The sequence below is a fragment of the Romboutsia sp. D33t1_170424_H2 genome, assembly GCF_015669105.1.
Classification (GTDB): domain Bacteria; phylum Bacillota; class Clostridia; order Peptostreptococcales; family Peptostreptococcaceae; genus Romboutsia_C; species Romboutsia_C hominis.
In genome coordinates, this window is sequence record NZ_JADOZQ010000001.1 from 64,758 (window position 1) to 85,059 (window position 20,302).

Consider the following 20,302-nt stretch of genomic DNA (forward strand, 5'->3'; position numbering starts at 1 on the left):
TTCTTTTAACCTCGCTCAAAGTAAATCCTCCTAAAACTACATATCGTATTCATCAACGTTTAGTAATTTATTTAGTACACGTTTAATAATATCATAACTAAAGCCTTTATAAGCTAAATGTTGATAAATTTTTTGATATATTTTATGTTTATCGTCGTTTTTTATCCTATCATATCTTTTTTTGGCTAAATACATAGCATTTTCAAATTCTTTATCTTGATCTAAGCTAGATATAGCTTGCTCTATAGAATCTTTATCTATACCTTTGTTATATAGATTTTGTCTAATTTTATTTTTACCATATTTATTTAAATTAACATTTGTATTGACTATTTTTTGAGCTAAAATTTCATCATTTATAAAATTATTTTTTTGTAAAAATTCTATAACTAAATCAATAGTATCTTCTTCAAAGTCATTTGAAAGCTTTTCTCTTATTTTATTTTCTGATTGATCTGCTTTAGATAAAATATTTAGAGCTTTTGTTTTAGCTTTTATATACATCTCTTCTTTAAGTATAGATTTTAAGTCATTTTCATCTATAGCCATACCTTTTTTTAGACTGAATGTATATACTAATTCAGTAAATATAGCCATGAAAAATTCATTATTTACATAAATATTTACTCTGTCAGTATTCCTTTTTTGTGCCTCTATTTTAGTAATTATAGCCATATTTAAACTCCTTTATAATTATATAAATATAAGTATACACTAAAATATGATTTATAATCTTTAATATTATAAAAAAAATGATAAAATAATAGTATAAATATATAAAGGAGAGTAAAAATGATTACTAGTAATCTAGTTGAGAAAGCAGAGGAGATAAATAGGACAAAACTAGGAAAGTTTAACAAAACATATAAAGGTACAAAAGTTGGAATTATGGGGGGAACTTTTGATCCAATTCATTCTGCACATTTAGCAACTGCTGAATTTATTAGGGATAAATATAAACTAGATAAAATAATATTTATACCATCGGGCAATCCACCACATAAAAAAAATACCATTGTAAACAAATATGATAGATATGAAATGGTAAAGTTAGCAACCATGAGCAATGAAGATTTCATAGTATCAGATATGGAAATTATAAGAGATAAAAGAACTTATACCATAGATACGCTTAGAGATATGAAAAAAGAATACGACTCAATAGATATATATTTTATAACAGGGGCAGATGCAATTTGTGATATAGAAACTTGGAAAAATGTAGAAGAAAATTTTAGATTAGCAACATTTATAGCAGCTACAAGACCGGGCATAAGCAAAGCTAGTACTAAAGAAAAAATAAATGATTTAAGAAAAAAATATAGTGCAAATATTATAGAGGTATATGTACCATCTTTAGATATATCATCTACTTATATAAGAGAAAAATTAAAAAATAATGGATCTATAAGATATTTAGTACCAGAAGAAGTTAGAGAGTATATAGAATGTAAGAAACTATATAATAATGGAGATTGAAAATGAATTACAATGATATAAAAGATAAAGTAAGAAATATGTTACCAGAAAAAAGATATAGACATTCTGAGAATGTAGCCAATTGTGCAGTAAAACTTAGCGAAATTTACGGATATAATAAAGATATGGCTTATTTAGCAGGAATTGTTCATGATTGTGCAAAATACTTAAGTAATGAGGATGTCAAATTTTATGTTAAAAAATATGATATAAAACTAGATAAATTAGAAAAAAATAGTTTAGCATTGTCTCATAGTATAATAGGTTCATATATATGTAAATATGAATATAATATAGAAAATGAAGATGTTATAAGAGCTGTAAGATTTCATACTACAGGAAGAGAAAATATGTCACTTCTTGAAAAAATAATATATATAGCTGACTTAATAGAAGAAGATAGAAACTTTAATGGTGTGGAAAAATTAAGAGAACTTGTATATGGTGGCAATTTAGACGAAGCATTGTTGTTGTCTTTTAATAATACTATAAAATTTGTTATAGATAACAATCAAATGATACATGAAAAAACTATAAAAGCAAGAAACTATATGCTAGAGAATAGAAGCAATAAATAGTAATATATTTAAATCACAATTTATGATATAATATAAAAATATGTTTAATTTTAGAAAGGTAGGAAATAATATGACAGTAGAACAAATCACTAAGATTGCATATGATGCAATAGATGATAAGTTAGGTCAAGATATATCTATAATAAATATAGGAGCTGTTTCAAGTTTATGTGAATACTTCATAGTTGCAACAGCAGGATCTCAAAGACAAGTAAAGGCAATAGCTGATAATGTAGAAGATGAACTTACAAAGATTGGTATAGAACCAAGAGGAAAAGAAGGATACGAATCTCAAACTTGGATACTTTTAGATTATGGCGATATAATGGTTCATATATTTAATGAAGAAGATAGATCATTCTATAATCTAGAAAAATTATGGAAAGATGCTCCATATGTTGATGTTGACACATTAGCATAAAGGTGATAATATAAACTATTATAACTAAAAATAATTAAATAGACTAGAGTAGTAAAAGAATATGTTTTTTCAGAGAGCTAGTGGTAGGTGAAAACTAGTAAAATATACCTTTGAACTTGCTAGAAGTATCTATTTAGCCGTAGTTGGCATAAAAACTATCTAAGAGAGTCTATTTATAGACTAATTAGGGTGGTACCGCGAAAATATATCCTCGTCCCTAAACATTATGTTTAGAGACGGGGATTTTTTAATATTATAAAAATAATAGGAGGATTAAAATGAGTGTTTATAAGCCAAATGAAGTTGAAGCCAAATGGCAAAAAACTTGGGAAGAAAACAACCAATACAAAACAGATACAAATGATACAACAAAACCAAAATATTATGCATTAGAAATGTTCCCTTATCCATCAGGAAAATTACATATGGGTCATGTTAGAAACTACTCTATAGGTGATGTAGTAGCTAGATTTAAAAAAATGCAAGGATACAATGTACTTCATCCTATGGGATGGGATTCATTTGGACTTCCAGCGGAAAATGCAGCTATAAAGCATGGGATACATCCAGATAAATGGACTATGGAAAACATAGAAGATATGAGAAAGCAATTTAAGACATTAGGTCTTAGCTTTGACTGGGATAGAGAAGTTGCAACTTCTACACCAGAGTACTATAAATTTACACAAGAGATATTCTTAAAGTTCTTAGAACATGGATTAGCATATAAGAAAAAATCTTTTGTTAACTGGTGTCCATCTTGCGAAACAGTTCTTGCTAATGAACAAGTTGTTCAAGGTGCATGTGAAAGATGCGATTCTATCGTTATAAAGAAAGATCTAGAACAATGGTATTTCAAGACTACTCACTTTGCAGAAGAATTACTTCAAGACTTAGACACTTTAGATGGATGGCCTGAAAAAGTTAAAACAATGCAAAAGAACTGGATAGGAAAGAGTACTGGAGCTGAAATAACTTTTGATATAGATGGAAGTGATAAAACTATAACGGTATTTACAACTAGACCAGATACAGTTTATGGGGTTTCTTATATGGTTTTAGCTCCTGAACATGAGCTAGTAAAAGAATTAGTAGCAGGAACAGAATACGAAAAGGCTGTGGATGCTTTCGTAGCTAAAATGCATACTATGACTGAAATAGAAAGAACTTCAAGTGATGTAGAAAAAGAAGGATTATTTATAGGTAAGCACGTTATAAATCCTGTAAATGGAGAGAAAGTTCAGTTATGGATAGCTAACTATGTTCTTGCAGATTATGGAACAGGTGCAGTTATGGCAGTACCAGCTCATGATGAAAGAGATGGAGAATTTGCAGCTAAATATGAATTACCAGTAGTTGAAGTTATAAATGAAGAAAATATAATGGTAAACTCTGGTGAATTTAATGGAATGGAAGCTTCAAAAGCTTTTGAAGCTATAATTGAAAAAATAGAAGAAATGGGAAGAGGTAAGAAAACAGTTAATTATAGATTAAGAGACTGGTTACTTTCAAGACAAAGATATTGGGGATGTCCAATACCTGTAGTATACTGTGATGAATGTGGTATAGTTCCTGAAAAGAAAGAAAATTTACCTATATTATTACCTACAGATGTTGAATTTACAGGTAAAGGTGAATCTCCACTTACAACTTCAAAAACATTTATGGATGCTGCTTGTCCTTGTTGTGGAAAGCCAGCTAGAAGAGAAGTTGACACAATGGATACTTTCGTTGATTCTTCTTGGTATTATTTAAGATACATAGATCCTAAAAATACTGAAGAGCCATTTAATAAAGAAGCAGTTAACAATTGGATGCCAGTTGACCAGTATATAGGTGGAGTAGAACATGCAATCCTTCATCTTCTTTACTCAAGATTCTTTGTTAAAGCATTTAATGAAATGGGAATGTTAGATTTTAAAGAACCATTTAAGAACTTATTAACTCAAGGTATGGTTTTAAAAGATGGAGCTAAGATGAGTAAATCTAAAGGAAATGTTGTAGCACCATCAGAAATAATAAAAGAATACGGAGTAGATACGGCTAGATTATTCGTATTATTTGCTGCACCACCAGAAAGAGATTTAGAATGGTCAGATCAAGGTGTTGAAGGATGCTTTAGATTCTTAAATAGAGTATATAGACTAATAGATGAATTAGCAGATGTAGCTAAGAAGGATGTTTCTCTAGGTGAATTAACTAAAGAAGATAAGGCTATGAGATACACAATAAATGCAACTTTAAAGAAAGTTACAGAAGACCTTAATGAAAAGTTTGGATTTAATACTGCTATATCAGCATTAATGGAATTAGTAAATGAAATGTATAAATACAAAGAATTAGAAGCTAGAAATGATGCTGTTATAAAAGAAGGTGTAGATACAATAGTTACTATACTTTCACCATTTGCTCCTCATATTGGAGAAGAATTATGGGCAATGATAGGTAAAGAAGGAAGTATATTTGATATATCTTGGCCAGAATATGATGAAACTGCATTAGTTAAAGATGAAGTTGAAATAGTAGTTCAAATTAATGGAAAAGTTAGAGGAAAATTAAGTGTTGCTACTAATATATCTAGAGAGGATATGGAAAAAGTAGCAATGGAAGACGAAAAAATAAAAGCTTTAGTGGAAGGTAAAACTGTAGTTAAAGTTATAGCTGTTCCTAAGAAGTTAGTTAATATAGTTGTTAAATAGTTTTTAAGAGGTAGCTAAGCTACCTCTTTTTTACGCTTAGGGATAATATAAAAGAAATAAACTTATACAATAAAATCCTAAATAAATTAAAATTATTTAAAAAAATTTTAAAATAAAATGGTATCAAATATATAGTAAAATATAATGTATACAAGTTAAAAAAATAAGGTGTAACAAAGGTATACTCTTAATTAATAAAGGAGAAAATTGTAATTGTGTCACTTTTTTAGAAAAATTAAAAAATTATGAAATAGCGATTTCCTGTTGCATTTTGTAAAAAAAGAGTATAGAATAATAATTGTTAAAGGGTGATTACAAAAATTACTAATAAGAGGGAGACTTATACGATGACAAAAGTTACTTTACAAGATGTACAACAAGCTAGAGAAACTATAAAAGATATAGTTAAAAAAACAGATTTATTAGAAAGTGCTAAGCTAAGTGCTAAGACTGGGGCAAATGTTTTCTATAAGTGCGAAAACTTACAAAAAACAGGATCTTTTAAATTAAGAGGGGCTTGTAACAAAATAGCTAACTTAACTGATGAAGAGAAGGCAAACGGTGTTATAGCTTCAAGTGCAGGAAACCATGCACAAGGAGTTGCTTTAGGAGCAAAGATGACTGGAATAAAGGCAACAATAGTTATGCCAGCAACAGCACCACTTGCAAAGGTAACAGCGACTAAAGGATATGGAGCAGAAGTTGTTTTAAACGGAATAGTATATGATGATGCATATGCAAAAGCTGTTGAAATACAAAAAGAAACTGGAGCAACATTCTTACATCCATTTAATGATAAATATGTAATAGCAGGACAAGGAACAATAGCTCTTGAAATATTTGAGCAATTAGACAATAAAGTAGACACTATATTATGTCCAATCGGTGGAGGGGGAATAATAGCTGGTATAGCAGTAGCTGCTAAAGCTTTAAACCCAAATGTAAAAATTATAGGGGTTCAAACTTCTAACGTACCTTCAATGAAGGAATCTATGAAAAATGGTGAAGTAACTACAGCTTTCAATGATACTACAATAGCTGATGGTATAGCAGTTAAAACACCAGGAGATTTAACATTTGAAATAATAAAAGAATTAGTTGATGATGTTATAGTTGTAACTGAAGAAGAAATAGCACAAGGGATTTTATTCTTAATGGAAAATCAAAAAGTTATAGCAGAAGGTGCAGGGGCAGTAAGTACAGCAGCAATGGTAAGTGGAAAGTATGTTCCAGCTAAAGATGAAAACGTTGTTTGTGTAATATCTGGTGGTAACGTAGACGTTAACACTTTATATAGAGTTATAGGAACAGCATTAGCTACAGAAGGAAGAAGATACTCATTCAATACTGTAATACAAGATAAGCCAGGCGGACTTGCTGAATTAACTAAGATAATAAGTGAAAAAAATGGAAATATATTAGCAGCTAATATATCTAGATTAGCAATGGGAAGTACTCTAGGAAAACAATCTGCTGAGCTAGTTGTAGAAACTGTATCAGAAGATCATATAAAAGAAATAAAAGATGCAGTAACAAGTGCTGGATTTGATATAGTAGAAATGTAATTTTAAAAAATATACTAAAAGCAGGTGTTTACAAATAAAAATATAGTATATTTGTAACCCTGCTTAAAAAAATATGTGTACAAATATAAATATAGTAGTATAATAGTATCGAAAGACTAATACTAAATACATATAGTTAATGTATAAGGAGGAATTTAAAATGAAACACGAAGTAATACACACAAATAATGCTCCTAAAGCTATAGGACCATACTCACAAGCTGTTAAAGCTGGAAATATGTTATTTGTATCTGGACAAGTTCCTTTTGTACCAGAAACTATGGAAATAGTTGAAGGAGATGTTAAAGCTCAAGCAGCTCAATCATTAACAAACATAAAAGCTATATTAACAGAAGCTGGATATGACTTTGCAGATGTAGTTAAGACTACAGTATTTATAAAAGACATGAACGAATTCGCTCAAATAAATGAAGTTTATGCTGAATTCTTCGGTGAAAGCAAGCCTGCAAGAGCTTGTGTAGAAGTTGCAAGATTACCAAAAGATGTTAAAGTTGAAATAGAAGTAATAGCTGTAAAATAATATTTTACCAAAAATTACTAAAATGACCAGATTAAATCTGGTCATTTTGTAATTTATAGGAAAGTTTGTTAAAAAAATATTTAATTACAAAATAAAATTATATAGTCAAAAAAGTTTTTTTTGCTTTCCTTCTTGACAAAATATGACGAATTTAAATAAAATATTATCAATGGATTAAATTTTAAATTGAATTTTATGAGAAACTAGTTTATATACATTTATTTAAGGATATAAATATGTATATAAGATAGTTTTGGATAAATAATAATATTAAGCTATTTAAAATTAATACTAATATGCAATGCAATTAAAATCAAAAAATTTTAATTAAGACTTTTAGGAGAAAGAGGTAATACAATGGCTAAGGATTATAGTGTATTTGATGTCGTAGGACCAAACATGATAGGACCATCTAGTTCTCATACAGCAGGAGCAGCTAGACTAGGGAAAACTGCTTCGAAGATAGCAGGAAAACGTATAAAGGAAGTTAAATTCTTGTTACATGGTTCTTTTGCAGAAACATACAAAGGACATGGAACTGATAAAGCATTAGTAGGTGGGATATTAGGATTTGAGACTGATGATGCTAGAATAAAAGATTCTTTCAAATTAGCAGAAGAAGCTGGTATTAAGTTTGAATTTATCAAAACTGATTTAGGAGAAAACGTACATCCTAACACTGTTAAAATGGAAATGCTTTTAGAAGATGGATCAAAGTCAACTGTAATGGGTGCTTCTATAGGTGGAGGTAACATAAAACTTACAGAAATGGATGGATTAGCTCTTGATTTTAATGGTTCAAAGGCTGCAGTAGTACTAGAAATAAAAGATATCCCAGGTGCAGTATCGTTTGTAACAGGATTACTTGCTCATAACAATAAAAATATATCAACAATATCAACAAATAAGCCAGCTAAATCTGAGTTTACATTTGTTACTATAGAAACAGATGAAAAATTAGAACAAGATTTAGTTGAGCAATTAAGAAAGTTTGAAGTAATAGCTAAGGTTGTAGTTTTAGACAAATTCTAATGAGTAAGGAGAGACGAAAAAATGAAATATAACTTTACAAGTGGAGCAGAATTATTAGAAAAATGTAAAGAGTTAAATATGCCTATACATCAATTATGTTTAGAAAGAGAAGCTGAGATGTCAGGTTTATCTAAAGAAGAAATAAGAGAAAAAATGATGTATAGCTTAAGCATAATGAAAGCAGCTACTGAAAGAGCTGTTGAAGAAGATATAAAGTCTATGGGTGGACTTATAGGTGGAGAAGCTAAGAAATTAACTAATTATAGAAATTCATCTAGAAGTGTATGTGGAGAATTAATGAATAAAGCTATGGTTGCTGCAATGGGTACTATGGAAATTAATGCTTCTATGGGTCTAATAGTTGCTGCACCTACAGCAGGTTCTTGTGGTATACTTCCAGGAGCTGTTGTTACAATAGGTAAAGAATATGGATTTACTGATGAGCAAATGGTAGATGCATTATTTACAGCTTCAGCAATAGGAGCTATAATAACTAGAAATGCTACAGTTGCTGGTGCAGAAGGTGGATGTCAAGCTGAAACTGGTGCTGCTGCTGCTATGGCTGCTGCTGGTGTAGTTGAAATGATGGGTGGAAAACCTGAACAAGCTATTCATGCTGCATCTCACTGTTTACAAAATGTTATGGGACTTATATGTGACCCAATAGCAGGACTTGTTGAAGCGCCTTGCCAAGGAAGAAATGCTATAGGTGTTGCTAATGCTTTAATATCTGCTGAATTAGTTTTAGCTGGAATATTAAACATAGTACCATTTGATGAAACTGTTGAAGCAATGTACAAAGTAGGTAAAACACTTCCAATGGAGTTAAGAGAAACTGCATTAGGTGGAGTTGCTGCTACTTGCACAGGATGTTCTTTAACTAAGAAAATATTTGGATAATATATAAGAGCTGTATCTCATAGAGAACAGCTCTTTTTATATAAGTAAAAATAAAGAAGCTACTTAAAATATAAAAAGTAACTTCTTTGAAAAACTTAATTTGTTAAAATGATTAATAATTTACACCAGCTGGCTTTATATTATTTTTATCCATAGAACTACAAGGTGTAACTCCATAAACCATGTTGCAATGAGGGCATTTGTCTACATGAGTAGTCATTGTAAATACTTTACTACAATTAACACATTCTATATCATGAGTAGTTCTTAGAGGAAAATCTCCTTTACCTTTACTTCTAACTAAATCTACTACATTTCTACCGTTATTTTTATCCATGTTTGAACATCCACAGCTCATAATAAACCTCCAATAATTTAATATATTAAAAAATACATTATAACTTAAAAGTTAAAACTTGTCTGTAACAAATGTTACACAAAATAAAAGAGCAGCAATAAATTGCTACTCTTATCTTCTTCTTTTATATTTTTTGTTTTTATTTGAATAGATACTTGCATAACGTCTATTTTTATTTGATTTTCTTCTCATAGTTATAAATAATACAAAAGCAATAATTCCAATTAACAATACAACTTTTATTATTGTCATTATGATTTTATTTTCTGTTATAAAGCTAAAAATGCTATTGACATCATCTGTAGCTACAAGGTTGATAGTAGTTTCTAGTTTATTTTTATTATAAACTTCTAGCTCACCAACTTTGTCCCCTTTTTTTATAGGTAAACTAATATCATCTAATTTAACTTTTGTAGTATATATTCCATCTTTAGTACCCTTAGGAAGAACTACTTTATAACTATATTCAGGTTCGTAAATTAATTCTCCTTGTTTACTAAAAATTACTTTTTTATGTTTTATATAGTCAGATTTATCAATAACAGTAGTATTAGAGAAGTTATCAAAGCCATAATCTAGTAGTGTTCTAGAATCTAGATATAAATCATTTCCAACAGCTTTAAAAACAGCAGCTATAAATCTCATATCGTTTTTTACAGCACTACTTAAAAGACATCTACCAGCATCATCTGTATAACCAGTCTTAATACCATCAACTATATCATATTTAATATCGATTTTTTCACCCTTGTAGTCTATTTTCTCATTAGATGTTAAAAATTTATTAGTATTTATAAAATATCTTTCATGAGGATAAGCCTCATTTGGTTCAAACTTTATAGATTTAGTGTTAACGATATCTCTAAAGACATCATTACTCATAGCTTGTCTGGCCATTAAAGCCATATCATAAGCTGTAGTCCAGTGCTTTTCATCTGGTAAACCGTGTGGATTGTTAAAATGAGTACCTTCAGCTCCAATAGCTTTAGCTTCCTTATTCATAAGGTCTACAAATTTGTCCACAGAACCGCTAACATATTTGGCTAAAACAAAGGCAGCATCATTAGAAGAATGTATTAAAAGAGCTTGTAATAATTGCTTAACTGTAAAAGATTCTCCATTTTTTAAGTACATACTAGATCCATCTATAGGTGGTAAGTTTTTTATTGTTACCATTGAACTTAAATCAGATACGTGCTTTATAACTACATAAGCTGTCCATGCCTTAGTAGTTGATGCAGGATATATTCTGGCATGTCCATTTTTATTGTATAAAACCTTTCCAGTCTCATAGTCCATTAATACTGCATATTCTGCTGTAAGGTCAGGCTTTTTATCCTGAGCAAAAGCCTCATTAGTAGCTCCTAAAATTTGTGAGAGTATAATCATCAAGGATGCCAAAATTGATAAAATTTTCTTCATTTACTAACCTCCAAAACAAAACTTATATTTTAGTATAACATAATTTTGTCAATAATTAAAATGAAGGAGTGATTTTATTTGAACAAGCAAAAAAAGGTTGCAATAGTAATACTCATAACCGTATTTTCTATATCTGCTACTGTAATTAATAGAGGGTTAAAAGTTAGAGATAATGTATATGTAGTTAGCAAAAGTGAGAAAGAAGAAACTAAAAATTTAAAGTACGATGAACAAATGGACAAAGATAAAATATTGGAAAAAACAGCAAATAAAAATGATATAAATGAAAATAAATCAAAAGAAATAAGGATATTTATAAGTGGAGAGGTTAAAAATCCTGGGGTGGTCACAATTGAAAATAGCAAAAGGTTAATAGATGCTATAGATTTACTAGAAGGATTTACAGAAGAGGCAGATTTAAATAAAATAAATTTAGCTATGACTATAGAAGATGAAATGCATTATATAATACCTAAAATAGGTGAAGAAATAAATAATAATAACGAAAATGTAACACAAAATAATACTAAATCTCAAGAAGATAATTCAAAAATCAATATAAATATAGCTAACGTAAGCGATTTAGACAAACTGCCTGGGGTTGGAGAGGCTACGGCTAACAAAATATTAAATTATAGGGAAGAAAAAGGTCAGTTTAAGAGTATTGAGGAAATAAAAAATGTAAATGGAATTGGAGATAAAAAATATGAAGATATTAAGGATATGATTACTATAGAGTAAAATAACCATTAAATAAAATAATATTTGATATAAACTTGTAAATTTAAAAGTAAAAATATGATATTATAATTATTATAAGACATAACAAGGAGAGATATATATGGAGATGTTAAGAAAACTTACAGATATGACTACTTCAGGTGGCTGAGCGGCTAAGATTGGGCCAGAGGTTCTGGCATCAGTATTAAGTAAACTACCTAGAAATGAAAGCACAGACAATTTATTAGTTGGATTAGAAACATCCGATGATGCAGCTGTATATAAATTAAATAATGATAGTGCTTTAATTCAGACACTAGACTTTTTCACTCCAATGATAGATGACCCATATATATTTGGTCAAATAGCAGCAGCAAACTCTTTATCAGATGTCTATGCTATGGGGGGAAAACCAATTGTAGCTATGAATATAGTTTGTTTTCCATCATGTCATGATATGAATGTTTTAGCAGAAATATTAAAGGGTGGATTTGATAAAGTTAAGGAGAGTGGCGCACTTTTAGTTGGGGGGCATACTGTAGATGATAAAGAACCCAAATATGGACTTTCAGTATCTGGTATAGTTCATCCAGATAAAGTATTATCAAATGCAACATCTAAAGCGGGTGATAAGTTAATTATAACTAAACCTATAGGTGTAGGTATATTAAATACAGCTATGAAAGAAGGATTAGTAGATAAAGAAGTTTCTGAAAAAGTAATAGAAACTATGATACATTTAAATAAGTATGCAGCAATGAGTTTTGATAATATAGAAGTTAATTCAGTTACAGATATAACAGGATTTGGACTTTTAGGACATGCCCTAGAAATGGCAAAGGCATCAAATGTAAGTATTGAAATAGATTCGAAGGAAGTTCCTATATTGGAGGGAGCTGTCGATATGGCAAGAATGGGTATAATACCTGCAGGTATGTATAGAAATAAAGAATACATAGGAAAAGATGTTAGTACAAATAATATAGCAACTGAAATAGAAGATATATTGTACGATCCTCAAACATCAGGTGGATTACTAATTTCTGTTAGAGAAGAATTAGCAGATATGCTAATAAAAGATATGAAGAAAAATGGATCTATAGAGGCTAAAGTAATTGGTGAAGTTAAAGAAAAATCTAGTAAGTACATAACTGTTATATAGATAATATAAAATATGGAAATCATACAGTATATGATTTCCATATTTTATATATGAAAAAATTTGCATAAAACATACTAAAATAGATCAATAAAATAGCTAAACAAATAAAATTTTATTTTGAAAATATTATGTACTACATAGAAGGTGGGTTAGCTATAAAATAGAATAATATAAAATATTATTAAATAATTAGAAATTTAGAGCAAAGGTTGTGATTTATTTGAATAAAAGAGAATTATTTTCTAAGCTACCTTCAGTTGATGAAGTTTTAAACCAAGAAGATATAAAAAATACATTAGAAGAGTATCCTAGAAATTTAGTCATAGAGTGCATAAGGAAGGTTATAGATAGAAAAAGAAAAGAAATAATAGATATTAAGGATGATAAAAATAATATAAATTTAGATTTAAATAATATAATTAAAGATATAAAAAATGAGATTAATATAAGCTATGCATTATCCTTAAAAAAGGTTATAAATGCTACAGGTACAGTATTACATACTAATTTAGGAAGATCATTACTTAGTGAAAGTATAAAAGAAGAACTTTGGAATTCTGCATCTAGATATTCTAATTTAGAATACAATATTGAAAAAGGTCAAAGAGGTTCGAGGTACGATCATCTAGCAGATACAATAAAAAGGCTTACAAATGCTGAGGATGTATTAGTGGTAAATAATAATGCAGCAGCTGTACTGCTTGTATTAAGCACATTAGCTAAAGATGGCGAAGTTATAGTATCAAGAGGTGAGTTAGTAGAAGTTGGTGGCTCTTTTAGAATACCAAGTATAATGGAATTAAGTGGTGCAAAACTTTTAGAGGTTGGTGCTACTAACAAAACACATTTAAAAGATTATGAAGAAGCGATTAGTGAAGATACTAAAGCTATTATGAAGGTTCATACTAGTAATTATAGAATACTTGGATTTACAGAAAGTGTAGATATAGATGAGTTATCTATCCTTAGCAAAAAGCATAATATACCTGTGATAGAAGATTTAGGTAGTGGAGTATTTATCGATTTATCAAAATATGGACTGTCTTATGAACCTACTGTTTTAGATTCTCTACGAAAAGGTGCTGATATAGTTACTTTTAGTGGAGACAAAATGCTAGGTGGACCACAAGCTGGTATAATAGTTGGTAAAAAAGAGTACATAGATAAAATGAAAAAAAATCAATTAACAAGAGCCCTAAGAGTAGATAAGTTAACTATATGCGCTCTAGAATCTACACTTAGAACTTATTTAGATGAAGAAAAAGCAATTAAAGAAATACCAACGCTTAGAATGTTAACTTATAAAATAGATGAATTAGAAGAAAAAGCTAACGATTTATTAAATAAAATAAAAGAACTAAAAATAGATGCAAAAGTATGTGTAGAAGATGGTTTATCTCAAGTTGGGGGAGGATCTATGCCTTTAGAGACTATAAAAAGTAAGGTAGTCGCGATAACTCCAAATAATATGAATGTATCAACACTAGAGAGAAGACTAAGATTAAGTAATGCTCATATAATAGCAAGAGTGTATGAAAATAAATACATATTAGATGTAAGGACTATATTTGAAGACGAATATGATTTAATAATAAATGAACTTAAAAATATATTTAAATAGTATACAAGAGGGGAGATTAACATGAAAAATATAGTAATAGGTACAGCAGGTCATATAGACCATGGAAAAACTACCCTTATAAAAGCACTTACAGGAAGAGAAACAGATACTTTAGCAGAAGAAAAAAAGAGAGGAATATCAATAAATTTAGGATTTACATATTTTGATTTGCCGAGCAAAAAAAGAGCAGGTATAGTTGATGTTCCAGGGCATGAAAAATTTATAAAAAACATGCTTGCAGGAGCATCTGGTTTAGACATGGTTTTATTTGTAATTGGAGCTGACGAAGGTGTAATGCCTCAAACTATTGAGCATTTAGATATATTAAAATTTTTAAATGTCAAAAATGGAATAATAGTTTTAACAAAATGTGATACAGTAGATGAAGAATTTATAGAATTAGTAAAAGAAGATGTAATAGAAAAGGTAAAAGGAACTTTTCTTGAAGATGCAGATATAATAGAAGTTGATTCTATATCTAAAAGGGGTATAGATAAACTTATAAACAAAATTGATGAAATAAGTAAAGATATAGAAGATAATGATATAAGTTCACCTGCAAGGCTTAATATAGATAGAGTATTTTCTGTAAAAGGATTTGGAACTGTAATAACAGGGACCCTAACAGAAGGAAAAATAAGTGTTGAAGATGATTTAATGCTATATCCTTCAAATATAGAAACGAAAATAAGAAGTATTCAAGTTCATGGCGAAAATGTAAACACTGCTTATGCAGGACAAAGAACTGCAATAAATATATCTAATGTCAAAGTTGAAGATCTAAAAAGAGGAGATGTTTTAGGTGCAAAAAATTCTTTAGAAGAATCCATGATGTTAGATGTTAAAATATCTATTGTAAATCATTCAAACAAAAGCTTAAAACATTGGGATAGGTTAAGGCTTTACCATGGTACAAAAGAAATTTTGTGCAGGGCAGTACCATTAGACAAAGAAATAATAAACTCATCAGAAGATGGATATGTACAATTAAGATTAGAAGAAAGTATAGTAGCTAAAAAAGGAGATAAATTTGTTATTAGAAGTTATTCACCTATGGAAACTATAGGTGGAGGAACTATAATAGACACAAACCCTAAAAAGCATAAAAAATTTGATACAAACGTTATAAATTCATTAAAGATAAAAGAAAAAGGTGAATTAAAAGATATATTAGAAGAGTATCTTAAAAAAAATACTGAAATATATCCAAGTAAAAAAGAGATAATGGCCTATATTGGAGAAAATGAAGAAAATGTAGATAAAGCTTTACAAGAGCTTATAAATATGGATAAAGCTATCTGTATAAATAGTATGTATATGCATATTAATAAATATGAGACTCTAAAATTTAAAAGTGTAGACTTACTTACTAAGTATCATAAATCTTACAGACTTAGAAATGGTATGGTAAAAGAAGAGTTTAGATCTAAAGTTGAAGGTAAGTTTAAGACTAAGGAGATGGACTTATTAATAGATAAGTTAAGTAAAGAAAAAGTAGTAAAAGTAAACGATAATCTAATATCTTTATATGAATTTGAAGTAAGGTTAAACTCAAAGCAGCTAGAAATAAAAAACACTATAAAAAATCAGTTAAATTCTAGCATGAATAAATCAGAAAATATATTAACAATAGATGGTATATGTAACAAAAATAAATTTTATGAAGAAGTACTAGAATCTATGATAGGACAAGAAGTAGAACAATTAGATGAAAAGCATGTTATTGATAAAGAGCTGTATGAAACACTAAAAAATAATTTGATTAATTATTTAAAAGAAAATAAAGAAATAACTTTAGGCGAATACAGAGACTTACTTAATTCTAGCCGAAAAAATTGTGTGATATTATTAGAAAACTTTGATAGAAATAAAATAACTAAGAGAAAAGAAAATAGCAGAGTACTATTTTAGATAAGGGTGACAAAATGGTAAATTTAAATAATGACTGGGACGAATTATTAAAAGAAGAATTTAAAAAAGATTACTATTTAAAATTAAGAGAATTTTTAAAAAAAGAATATAGCGAAAGAATAATATACCCAAATATGAATAATATATTTGAAGCTTTAAAGCATACATCATATAAAGATACAAAAGTACTTATACTAGGACAAGATCCTTATCATGGTGAAAATCAAGCACATGGACTGGCTTTTTCAGTGCAACCAGGAGAAAAAATACCACCATCTTTATTAAATATATATAAAGAGTTAAATAGTGAATTAGGATGTTTTATACCAAACAATGGTTATTTAATTCCGTGGGCAGATCAAGGTGTATTACTATTAAATACAGCTCTAACAGTTAGAGCTCATGAAGCTAATTCTCACAAAGGGAAGGGATGGGAAATTTTCACTGATGAAATAATAAGAATTTTAAATAATAGAAAAGATCCTGTAATATTTATATTATGGGGAGCAAATGCAAGAAGCAAAAAGGCGCTTATAACTTCTAATCATCATTATATATTAGAATCTCCTCATCCAAGTCCCTTATCTGCAAGAAGAGGATTCTTTGGATGTAACCATTTCTTAGAAACTAATAAAATATTAAAATCAATAGGTAAAAGCCCTATACAGTGGCAAATACCTAATATATAAAAATAACTACACCTATATAGGTGTAGTTATTTTGTTAATAAAGAATATATGATTATAGATAAAATCAATAAATATTTGTCAAAATATAATTAGATATATAATATTAACTTTAACTATGTAACTTATTGTGAAAAAAATCATAATATATTAAATAAGAGAGGAGGCTGTATATGAGTATATATATATTAGAATCAGAAAAAATAAAGTCAATGATAGATAACAATGAATTCGATCTTATTATAGATATTAGAAATGAAGAATATTACCTAAATGGTCATTTGCCAAAGGCTATAAATATACCAATGAATGAGATAAATGATGAGATGGATTTCTTGGCAGATTACAAGGATAAGAAAATATTATTATATTGTGGAATAGGAAGCCAAAGTAAAGCTACATGTAAGGTATTAAGTATAAATGGATTTAATAAATTATATAGTTTATTTGGAGGTATAAAAGGCTATAAATATGAACTTGAAAAATAACGAAAATATTAAGAATAAATGATATAATAAGATGTGCTAGAATTATTGAAAAAACTTACTAAGCACATTTTATTTTTATCAAATTGATATTATATATTAAAAAAGTCACAATTTAAATGGTAAATATCTATTAGAAATGCAATATAAATATTATCTGATTAAATAATAGTACAGAGATTCATAGTTTACAATTAAAATAAACTATGAACTTAATTTTTTATTAAAATATATTGCATAAAGATTGTTAATAGAGTATATTTATGGTATAATTACAAATTATTAAGGTATTAAAAATACTTTTATGTCAATATAATAAAATATGCATAGAAATATGATATTTTTATTAAATGATTAATATGGGGATGGATGAGTGCCGGTGTGCTCTCTAGTCTTCAAAACTAGTATGAGGGGTTAAGAGCCTCTTAGGTGGGTTCGACTCCCACGCATTCCCGCCAATTTGTGAGAACTCTTATGAGTTCTTTTTTTATTATAAGAGTACATTAAATTACTATACAATAAATATATATAAATGTTTAATATAAAAATGATTTTATGTTTTATTGAATTATTTTTATTTATATCTTTTAAAATTCGTACAATTAAATTATAATTATCATTATATTTAATTTTAACATAATAAAAAAATACAATCAGTTATCGTATAAAAATAAATAATAAGATTAAATGATGAAACTAATAATAAGTTAAAAGGTAGATTTATAAATTTTATGTAAATCTCATTATATAACTTGGTAGAATATATTTTTTTAAAACAATAATAAATAATTTCAGGAGAAATAAGATATGGAAAAAAACTTTACAACTAGAACCGGTCTAATAATAGGACAAGAAGGTATAGAGAAACTAAAAAATTCAAATGTAATAGTATTTGGAGTTGGAGGAGTAGGTAGTTTTGCAGCAGAGGCTATAGCAAGAGCAGGAGTAGGAAATCTTACTATAGTAGACTTTGATGATGTAGATATAACTAATATAAATAGACAACTTCCAGCACTACACTCAACTGTAGGTAGAGATAAAGTTGATGTTATGAAAGAAAGGATACTTGATATAAATCCAGATATAAATATAAAAGCTATAAAAAGTTTATATAATGAAGAAACAAGTGAAGAACTATTAAGTGAAAAGTATGATTATGTAGTAGATGCAATAGATATGGTTAGTTCTAAAATACATTTAATAGAAACTTGCAAAAAGAAGGGACTTGAAATAATAAGTTCTATGGGAATGGGAAATAAATTAGATCCAACTAAAATAGTAGTTACAGATGTGCATAAAACAACTATGTGCCCATTAGCTAAGGTGATGAGAAAAGAACTAAGAGATAGAAAAATAAAAAAATTAAAGGTAGTATTTTCAACTGAAAAGCCAAGAGAGCTTAAAGAAAAAATAATGAATGGCAAAAAGGTTACACCAGGAAGTGTTTCATTTGTACCATCTGTTGGAGGTCTAGTTATAGCATCTGTTGTTATAAATGATTTAATAAATAAATAACATAAAAAAGAAGAATGCTTTGTGTTCTTCTTTTTTATTTTTTAAAAAGTTATATTTATAGGTGGTTACAAATAAGTAACTAATTGTTATAAGAAACTATAGTTGGTATAGTATATTTAGCAAAATAAACAAAGGAGATAATGTAATGACTAGAATAATAAATACAGAAGAATTTGTTAATGAGGTAGAATTATCAAATGAAACAACAGTGGTAGATTTTTTTGCAACTTGGTGTGGACCATGTAAGATGTTATCACCAATATTTGAAGGATTAGAACAAGATATGAAAGAAGATGCAAAATTTTTAAAGGTTGATATAGATAAAAGTTTAGAATTAGCTAGACAATTTGAGATACATACTGTACCAACAGTTATAGTTTTTAAAGAAGGAAAAGAAGTAGATAGATTAGTAGGGTTTATACCAAAACAAAAATTAGAAGAAATTGTTAAATCACATATATAAATATAAGAAAGTAAGTAATATGAGATATGATATAGCAATAGTAGGTAGTGGATCAGCAGATATGGCTGCTGCATTAAATGCTAAAATAAGAAATAAAAATAAAAGGTGAAGAAAAATATCTAGTAAAAGGTGTAGGATATTGTGAAACTTGTGATGCGGGATTATATAGAGATAAAGTAGTTGCAGTAGTAGGATACAATCATGAAGGAGAAGAAGATGCAAACTTCTTGAGTGAAATAGCTTCAAAGATATATTATATACCAATGTATAAATTAACTAATTCACTAGATTCATCTATAGAAATAATTAACGATAAACCTTTAGAAATAAAAGGAGAAAAAACAGTTAATAAATTAGTTCTAAAAAATACAGAACTATATGCAGATGGTATATTTATTATGGAGGATAGTGTATCGCCAAGTTATATGGTACCAGGGTTAGAAGTTGAAGGACCTCATATAAAAGCAGATAGAGAAATGAAAACTAATATAGAATGGTTATATGCAGCTGGAGATTGTGCAGGTAAGCCATATCAATATCTAAAGTCATCAGGAGAAGGTCAAATGGCGGTATCAAGTGCAATATCTCACTTAGACAAATTGAGAATAAACCAAATGAGTTTACAGAAATAATAAAAAACCTACGGTATAATTTACTTATCCATAGGTTTTTTTATTATTAAAAAAATTTAAATCGTTAAAAAATTTAAAGAGATAATATCTAAAATAAATTAAAGTAAAATTT

At 28.3% G+C, this 20,302-nt stretch carries 20 protein-coding genes, 1 tRNA gene and 1 other annotated feature; of the genes, 18 read left to right on the forward strand and 3 right to left on the reverse strand.

The annotated features are described in order from the left end of the window. Positions 1 to 36: 36 nt before the first annotated feature. A complete protein-coding gene (recX, locus tag I4U66_RS00370; protein ID WP_092927229.1) occupies positions 37 to 675 on the reverse strand; it encodes a recombination regulator RecX in 639 nt (212 codons plus the stop codon). Positions 676 to 792: 117 nt separating this feature from the next. Between recX and nadD the strand changes: the two genes are divergently transcribed. The 8 genes from nadD to sdaAA all read left to right on the forward strand — a co-directional run bounded on the left by nadD (position 793) and on the right by sdaAA (position 9,215). Further along, positions 793 to 1,479, forward strand: coding sequence for a nicotinate-nucleotide adenylyltransferase (gene nadD, locus I4U66_RS00375; protein WP_092927227.1), 687 nt, complete (start codon positions 793 to 795; stop codon positions 1,477 to 1,479). A gap of 2 nt (positions 1,480 to 1,481) precedes the next feature. Beyond that, on the forward strand, positions 1,482 to 2,057 hold the full coding sequence (yqeK, locus tag I4U66_RS00380; protein ID WP_092927225.1) for a bis(5'-nucleosyl)-tetraphosphatase (symmetrical) YqeK: 576 nt from the start codon (positions 1,482 to 1,484) through the stop codon (positions 2,055 to 2,057). Between the two features lie 70 nt (positions 2,058 to 2,127). Beyond that, positions 2,128 to 2,478 (forward strand): ribosome silencing factor, encoded by a 351-nt coding sequence (gene rsfS, locus I4U66_RS00385; protein WP_092927223.1) that lies wholly within the window; start codon positions 2,128 to 2,130, stop codon positions 2,476 to 2,478. Between the two features lie 29 nt (positions 2,479 to 2,507). After that, positions 2,508 to 2,700 (forward strand) — a binding site (T-box leader). A 56-nt stretch (positions 2,701 to 2,756) separates the two neighbouring features. Further along, a complete protein-coding gene (gene leuS, locus I4U66_RS00390) occupies positions 2,757 to 5,177 on the forward strand; it encodes a leucine--tRNA ligase (RefSeq protein ID WP_092927221.1) in 2,421 nt (806 codons plus the stop codon). A gap of 347 nt (positions 5,178 to 5,524) precedes the next feature. Beyond that, on the forward strand, positions 5,525 to 6,742 hold the full coding sequence (gene ilvA / locus I4U66_RS00395) for a threonine ammonia-lyase (protein WP_092927219.1): 1,218 nt from the start codon (positions 5,525 to 5,527) through the stop codon (positions 6,740 to 6,742). Positions 6,743 to 6,902: 160 nt separating this feature from the next. After that, the gene (locus tag I4U66_RS00400) at positions 6,903 to 7,283 is read left to right on the forward strand and encodes a RidA family protein (RefSeq protein WP_092927217.1); all 381 of its coding nucleotides are present in this window, start codon (positions 6,903 to 6,905) and stop codon (positions 7,281 to 7,283) included. Between the two features lie 357 nt (positions 7,284 to 7,640). Next, positions 7,641 to 8,315 (forward strand): L-serine ammonia-lyase, iron-sulfur-dependent subunit beta, encoded by a 675-nt coding sequence (gene sdaAB, locus I4U66_RS00405; protein WP_092927215.1) that lies wholly within the window; start codon positions 7,641 to 7,643, stop codon positions 8,313 to 8,315. A 21-nt stretch (positions 8,316 to 8,336) separates the two neighbouring features. Then, positions 8,337 to 9,215 carry an L-serine ammonia-lyase, iron-sulfur-dependent, subunit alpha gene (gene sdaAA / locus I4U66_RS00410; RefSeq protein WP_092927213.1) on the forward strand — a complete coding sequence of 293 codons (879 nt, stop codon included), beginning with the start codon at positions 8,337 to 8,339 and terminating at the stop codon, positions 9,213 to 9,215. 112 nt (positions 9,216 to 9,327) lie between these two features. On the opposite strand, the gene I4U66_RS00415 is transcribed toward sdaAA, so the two are convergent. Both I4U66_RS00415 and I4U66_RS00420 read right to left on the reverse strand, forming a co-directional pair. Then, positions 9,328 to 9,573, reverse strand: coding sequence for a hypothetical protein (locus I4U66_RS00415; protein ID WP_092927211.1), 246 nt, complete (start codon positions 9,571 to 9,573; stop codon positions 9,328 to 9,330). Between the two features lie 111 nt (positions 9,574 to 9,684). Then, positions 9,685 to 10,995, reverse strand: coding sequence for a D-alanyl-D-alanine carboxypeptidase family protein (locus I4U66_RS00420; RefSeq protein WP_092927209.1), 1,311 nt, complete (start codon positions 10,993 to 10,995; stop codon positions 9,685 to 9,687). Between the two features lie 78 nt (positions 10,996 to 11,073). Between I4U66_RS00420 and I4U66_RS00425 the strand changes: the two genes are divergently transcribed. From I4U66_RS00425 to I4U66_RS00470, 10 genes are all read left to right on the forward strand, one after another. After that, the gene (locus I4U66_RS00425) at positions 11,074 to 11,736 is read left to right on the forward strand and encodes a helix-hairpin-helix domain-containing protein (RefSeq protein WP_207743595.1); all 663 of its coding nucleotides are present in this window, start codon (positions 11,074 to 11,076) and stop codon (positions 11,734 to 11,736) included. 100 nt (positions 11,737 to 11,836) lie between these two features. Beyond that, positions 11,837 to 12,877, forward strand: coding sequence for a selenide, water dikinase SelD (selD, locus tag I4U66_RS00430; protein WP_092927207.1), 1,041 nt, complete (start codon positions 11,837 to 11,839; stop codon positions 12,875 to 12,877). A gap of 220 nt (positions 12,878 to 13,097) precedes the next feature. After that, the gene (gene selA, locus I4U66_RS00435; protein WP_207743596.1) at positions 13,098 to 14,498 is read left to right on the forward strand and encodes an L-seryl-tRNA(Sec) selenium transferase; all 1,401 of its coding nucleotides are present in this window, start codon (positions 13,098 to 13,100) and stop codon (positions 14,496 to 14,498) included. 21 nt (positions 14,499 to 14,519) lie between these two features. Next, positions 14,520 to 16,409, forward strand: coding sequence for a selenocysteine-specific translation elongation factor (selB, locus tag I4U66_RS00440; protein WP_092927203.1), 1,890 nt, complete (start codon positions 14,520 to 14,522; stop codon positions 16,407 to 16,409). Between the two features lie 14 nt (positions 16,410 to 16,423). After that, a complete protein-coding gene (locus tag I4U66_RS00445; RefSeq protein ID WP_092927201.1) occupies positions 16,424 to 17,098 on the forward strand; it encodes a uracil-DNA glycosylase in 675 nt (224 codons plus the stop codon). A gap of 170 nt (positions 17,099 to 17,268) precedes the next feature. After that, a complete protein-coding gene (locus I4U66_RS00450; protein WP_092927199.1) occupies positions 17,269 to 17,583 on the forward strand; it encodes a rhodanese-like domain-containing protein in 315 nt (104 codons plus the stop codon). A gap of 358 nt (positions 17,584 to 17,941) precedes the next feature. Then, positions 17,942 to 18,038, forward strand: a tRNA-Sec gene (locus tag I4U66_RS00455). Positions 18,039 to 18,387: 349 nt separating this feature from the next. Continuing rightward, positions 18,388 to 19,095, forward strand: coding sequence for a tRNA threonylcarbamoyladenosine dehydratase (locus tag I4U66_RS00460; protein WP_092927197.1), 708 nt, complete (start codon positions 18,388 to 18,390; stop codon positions 19,093 to 19,095). Positions 19,096 to 19,240: 145 nt separating this feature from the next. Next, positions 19,241 to 19,558: a thioredoxin gene (trxA, locus tag I4U66_RS00465; RefSeq protein ID WP_092927195.1), complete on the forward strand. Its 318-nt coding sequence runs from the start codon at positions 19,241 to 19,243 to the stop codon at positions 19,556 to 19,558. A gap of 227 nt (positions 19,559 to 19,785) precedes the next feature. Then, positions 19,786 to 20,190 (forward strand): NAD(P)/FAD-dependent oxidoreductase, encoded by a 405-nt coding sequence (locus I4U66_RS00470; RefSeq protein WP_330383777.1) that lies wholly within the window; start codon positions 19,786 to 19,788, stop codon positions 20,188 to 20,190. Positions 20,191 to 20,302: the final 112 nt, after the last annotated feature.

Coding starts and splice junctions, on each gene's coding strand:
- recX (WP_092927229.1), bottom strand. CDS start 675: ATGGCTATAATTACTAAAATAGAGGCACAAAAAAGGAATACTGACAGA.
- nadD (WP_092927227.1), top strand. CDS start 793: ATGATTACTAGTAATCTAGTTGAGAAAGCAGAGGAGATAAATAGGACA.
- yqeK (WP_092927225.1), top strand. CDS start 1,482: ATGAATTACAATGATATAAAAGATAAAGTAAGAAATATGTTACCAGAA.
- rsfS (WP_092927223.1), top strand. CDS start 2,128: ATGACAGTAGAACAAATCACTAAGATTGCATATGATGCAATAGATGAT.
- leuS (WP_092927221.1), top strand. CDS start 2,757: ATGAGTGTTTATAAGCCAAATGAAGTTGAAGCCAAATGGCAAAAAACT.
- ilvA (WP_092927219.1), top strand. CDS start 5,525: ATGACAAAAGTTACTTTACAAGATGTACAACAAGCTAGAGAAACTATA.
- I4U66_RS00400 (WP_092927217.1), top strand. CDS start 6,903: ATGAAACACGAAGTAATACACACAAATAATGCTCCTAAAGCTATAGGA.
- sdaAB (WP_092927215.1), top strand. CDS start 7,641: ATGGCTAAGGATTATAGTGTATTTGATGTCGTAGGACCAAACATGATA.
- sdaAA (WP_092927213.1), top strand. CDS start 8,337: ATGAAATATAACTTTACAAGTGGAGCAGAATTATTAGAAAAATGTAAA.
- I4U66_RS00415 (WP_092927211.1), bottom strand. CDS start 9,573: ATGAGCTGTGGATGTTCAAACATGGATAAAAATAACGGTAGAAATGTA.
- I4U66_RS00420 (WP_092927209.1), bottom strand. CDS start 10,995: ATGAAGAAAATTTTATCAATTTTGGCATCCTTGATGATTATACTCTCA.
- selB (WP_092927203.1), top strand. CDS start 14,520: ATGAAAAATATAGTAATAGGTACAGCAGGTCATATAGACCATGGAAAA.
- I4U66_RS00445 (WP_092927201.1), top strand. CDS start 16,424: ATGGTAAATTTAAATAATGACTGGGACGAATTATTAAAAGAAGAATTT.
- I4U66_RS00450 (WP_092927199.1), top strand. CDS start 17,269: ATGAGTATATATATATTAGAATCAGAAAAAATAAAGTCAATGATAGAT.
- I4U66_RS00460 (WP_092927197.1), top strand. CDS start 18,388: ATGGAAAAAAACTTTACAACTAGAACCGGTCTAATAATAGGACAAGAA.
- trxA (WP_092927195.1), top strand. CDS start 19,241: ATGACTAGAATAATAAATACAGAAGAATTTGTTAATGAGGTAGAATTA.